A 4,442-nucleotide genomic window follows, 5' to 3' on the forward strand; every position below is an offset into this window, starting at 1 on the left:
AAATTCATCAAGCAAGTTTATAAGTTTGGCGTGATGCGCCCAGTTCTAATTAAATGGTATCCTGATAAGTTTAAATTAACCTACACCATACCTGCTTTATTTTTGCTTGGCAGTTTATTATTAGTGATTTTGGCAGCAGCTATCAGCCCAATATTCCTGAGTCCGCTAGCTTTTTTAGCTAGTGTTCTATTTATAGAATCGATGATAAAAACAAAGAGCCTAAGCATCTCACTATTGGCTGTACTGGCAAGTTTTATACAGCTCTACAGCTATGGCTATGGTTTTATAAAAAGTGCTATTCTAATTCTCGCACTCAAGAAGGAGGAACGAATCGTTTTCGACAATTTCTTTTTCGACAAATCGAAACGACCTAAGGAGTAACAAACATCGTATAAATCCCAAGTCATAAGGCTTGGGATTTTTTAATCCACTTAGGACTCTTTCTTTTTAAATGTATAAGAACGCCCATGCTTTAGGCTACAATATTGAGATATTTACCTAAATGCTAGTCAAACATCAGTCCTAAAATCTGTGAAAAACTCCCTGCAGGCTGCAGCGAGCTTTAGATGACCTGTATGAACCTTCCTGCAAGCTGCAGCAAGCTTTCGCTACTTGGCGATTCCATGCTGCACACTGCAGGAAGGAGACTGTTCGCAAAACTGAGCCTGAGAATCGTAATAATTAATTCGCTAACTTTAGAATTGAAAAATAAAAAAGAAACACTATGGCTCAAGTATTAATAAGTGGCGGATCAGGATTAATAGGTAAAGCGCTTTGCGAAAAGTTGCAGGCTAAAGGCTATGATGTTGCTATTCTTAGTCGAAGCAAAAAGAATAATACGCCATTCAAAACATATCTTTGGGATCCAACGAATAACCAAATTGATCCTGAAGCAATCGCCTCATCTGATTATATCATCCACTTGGCGGGAGCTAATATTGCCGAAAAGAAATGGACCCCTTTACGAAAGCAATTTATTCTTGATAGTCGAGTTCAATCTGCAAAGCTCATCTTTAATGAAGTACGAAAGCAGAAAAAAGAACTGAAGGCTTTCATTTCTGCATCAGCAATAGGTTATTATGGAGCAATAACATCTGATAAGGTTTTTACTGAAGAAGACACTTTTGCTGATGATTTTCTAGGACGCACTTGCAAAAAATGGGAACAGGCAGCTGAACAATTTCAAACACTAAATATTCGAACAACAATTCTTCGAACAGGGCTTGTCCTTGATAAGCAAGGAGGCGCTTTATCAAAGATGAGTATACCTATTAAACTAGGCTTAGGCTCATCTATTGGGAATGGCAAACAATACTTGCCTTGGATTCATATAGATGATCTTTGCGGGCTTTATATCAAAGCCATTGAGGATAATCAAATGAAGGGGGTTTTTAACGCTGTAGCGCCAGATTTTCAGACAAACAAAAGCTTTACACAGACATTAGCTAAAACTCTCAACAAGCCCTTCTTCTTACCAAACATTCCCGAATTTGTATTAAAGCTAGTATTGGGCGAAATGTCAGTTCTTCTTTTAGAAGGAAGCCGAGTATCGGCAGACAAACTTATAGAGAATAGTTTTGTTTTTAAGTTTCCAAATCTTGAATCAGCTTTGAAAGATCTACTAAAATAAAAAAGGCTATTTCAAATAAATGAAATAGCCTCTCAAAAAATTTGGCTTAAACAGATTATTGCTTTACACGCTCAACATATTCTTTGTTACGTGTATCAATCTTGATCACATCACCCGTATTGATAAAAAGAGGTACCATAATCGTAGCCCCAGTTTCAACGGTTGCAGCCTTTAGCGAATTGGTCGAAGTCGTATCTCCACGAAGACCAGGCTCTGTGTAAGTCACTTCCATTGCTACGTGAGTTGGTAACTCAACGTAAAGAGGCGTTTCCGTATCAGCGTGAATTACAGCCTCAACACAATCACCTTCTTTTAAAAGATCAGGAGCATTGAATAATTCTTCCTCCAAAGCAATCTGCTCGTAAGTTTCAGTATGCATTAGGTTGTAACCCATATCATCCTTATAAAGAAACTGGTATGGACGACGCTCGATACGAGCAACGTCAATCTTTAAACCTGCAGTGAAAGTATTATCAATCGTCTTACCTGTTTTTACATTTCTCAATTTAGTTCTTACGAAAGCTGGACCTTTACCAGGCTTAACATGCTGGAATTGAACGATCGTATATAAACCAGTCTTAAAATGGATACACATACCATTCTTAAAATCTGCAGTACTTGCCATGTTGTTATATATTAATTAAAAATTATCCTTTTAGATTTCCTAGCAAAAGTAAGGGAAAGTATCCTCTTTGAGAAATATTATACAGATATTGTGCGTTTTACATCAATCCCATTTCATTTTCTAGCTGATAAAGAGTTAAAGATCGTTTGGATCAACCGTCATATGGGGAAAGTTAACGAGATCGCAACGCAAAGAACCTATAAACAAATCAAACTGAACTCGAACAGGAACTTTATTCTCATCGGCTGAGATCCATATATGCATATCATCTTGATTCTTGAAGGCTCTTCCTGTTTCAACTACTGGAATAAACTTATAACACTTAATCTTTCCAATTTTGCTATTGATGGTTTCGTAACCCATGAATTTGAATTGCAATAGAAAGGGTTCATCTGCAAAGTAAGTATCAATCTTTAGATTTTGACCTATAACCAAATCGGAATTGAAAAGCTTTATTCTTGCAAAATAAAAGGCTGATAAAATATCATGAACCCCTTTAACGACATCATGTTCTCCAGATCTTTTACTATAAACCTTGTTCTTTTCCCTATCAAAAACAAGCTCGTTATAGCGTTTATAGTTACCCTCTTTGATGTCTCTAATCGCCTTTATGGGTAACAAGCTTTCCTTATCTACAAAACTCTCGTAAGTATTTCTTACGTCAAATAACGAATTTGTAAGCCCAGTTGTATGTCCGCTCAAAATCAGATGATGAATATCTTGTCCTTTATAACGTTCTGATTTAAGCTTCAAGCTTGCTTTTCCTCCTCTTATAAATCCATAATGGATAACATACTTAAGATGTTCTATTTTTTTCGCAAGCACAGTTCCTCCTTCGGCAAAAGCTGAAAAAGAAAATAAGAGAATAAATAAAAGGAAGAAGTATCTATTTCGCATAAGCTGTCGCTTTAAAGAATATTAAGTCATTCAATATCGCTATTTCAATACAAAAAAACGAATGCCTTTAAAAGATATTTTTCTTAGGAGTCGTTGCAACAAAGTCTTTTAGGTAAAATGGTTCGAAGTAAGCAACATCTTCAAATACCCCATTCTTGAATTTTGCTTCAGATAATTGAAGCATTCCAATAGCTGTAGGCGTAATATCATCAACAAAAATTGCATTCTGGCTTTGAAAACTTGATTGGCATTTTGCAGAACCATCGCCAAAAAAAACAATCTCACTTTTATCCAAGTCTGAGGCAAAAGATTCCCCATCGATAATTTCAGCTGAGGTCTTACGAATTTCTTCGTTTTTATAAGAAAAGAATGCCGTATAGACTTCCATTCTTCTAGCATCAATCATCGGACAGAAAATACTGGACTCAGGATCTCCTAATTGAGAAATAATAGCTTTGTTCTTTAATAAAGGAGCAGTCATAGCTTGCAAAGTGCTTATAGCGATTAGAGGAAGGTTACTGCCATAACAAATACCTTTTGCAGTAGAAACACCAATACGCAAACCCGTATAAGAACCAGGTCCCATACTTACGGCAATTGCATCAAGATCATTAGGCGTAAGCTGATTCTCTTTTAGGATACTATCAATAAATACGGTCAGATGAGTCGCATGATTCATTCCCTCTTTATTCTCTTTATAGGCAAGCAACTCACCATCTTTTCCTAATGAAACAGAACAAACTGCAGTTGATGTTTCTATATTTAATATTAAAGCCATTGTCTTGAGTAATTACGTATGAATCTATTCCAGAATCATCCTTTTTTTTGCTGTAAGGCGATTAGTATTTATATACACTTAATGATGGCAAATTTAAGCTATAAAAAGGGAATTAGAAAGAACCTTTACATTACTTCATCTTATGCTACCAATAAAAAAGAACTCCGATTCGAAATTCATCGAACCGGAGTAACTAATCTTACTTGAAAACTTGACTACAAACTGATTTCGACTCCATTGTAGAAGTCTATAATTTTTGTCCTAAAAATGTATTCGTATTTGGCTTGTAGCAAATTCGATTTCGCTTTTAGAAGATTATTCTTGCCCTGATTGTACTCAACCGAATTAACTAAACCTAAATTAAATTTCTCTTCGGTATAACGGAATGCCTCTTCAGTAGAAGAAACAGCCGTTTCACTTGAGAAATATTTTTTCATTGATGCAAGTGCATTCGCGTGAGCTTGTTCTATTTCTTTTCTTAAGATATTCTTAGTATTATCTAAATTCAATCT

The 4,442-nt window shown here is 35.7% G+C and carries 6 protein-coding genes; 2 read left to right on the forward strand and 4 right to left on the reverse strand.

The features are described 5' to 3' along the window. A partial coding sequence (locus ABY905_RS14425) for a hypothetical protein (protein ID WP_372645098.1) occupies positions 1–381 on the forward strand: 381 nt, incomplete at its 5' end. A gap of 343 nt (positions 382–724) precedes the next feature. Then, positions 725–1,630, forward strand: a complete 906-nt coding sequence (locus ABY905_RS14430; RefSeq protein ID WP_372645100.1) for a TIGR01777 family oxidoreductase — start codon at positions 725–727, stop codon at positions 1,628–1,630. 55 nt (positions 1,631–1,685) lie between these two features. On the opposite strand, the gene efp is transcribed toward ABY905_RS14430, so the two are convergent. From efp to ABY905_RS14450, 4 genes are all read right to left on the reverse strand, one after another. After that, the gene (efp, locus tag ABY905_RS14435; RefSeq protein ID WP_372645102.1) at positions 1,686–2,255 is read right to left on the reverse strand and encodes an elongation factor P; all 570 of its coding nucleotides are present in this window, start codon (positions 2,253–2,255) and stop codon (positions 1,686–1,688) included. 135 nt (positions 2,256–2,390) lie between these two features. After that, complete coding sequence (locus tag ABY905_RS14440; RefSeq protein ID WP_372645104.1) at positions 2,391–3,152, reverse strand: DUF3108 domain-containing protein; 762 nt, start codon at positions 3,150–3,152, stop codon at positions 2,391–2,393. A gap of 67 nt (positions 3,153–3,219) precedes the next feature. Continuing rightward, positions 3,220–3,930, reverse strand: a complete 711-nt coding sequence (gene tsaB, locus ABY905_RS14445) for a tRNA (adenosine(37)-N6)-threonylcarbamoyltransferase complex dimerization subunit type 1 TsaB (RefSeq protein WP_372645106.1) — start codon at positions 3,928–3,930, stop codon at positions 3,220–3,222. Between the two features lie 215 nt (positions 3,931–4,145). Beyond that, the coding region (locus ABY905_RS14450) for a TolC family protein (protein ID WP_372645108.1) at positions 4,146–4,442 on the reverse strand (297 nt) is incomplete at its 5' end.

This window comes from Ancylomarina sp. (genome assembly GCF_041555295.1).
Taxonomy (GTDB): domain Bacteria; phylum Bacteroidota; class Bacteroidia; order Bacteroidales; family Marinifilaceae; genus Ancylomarina.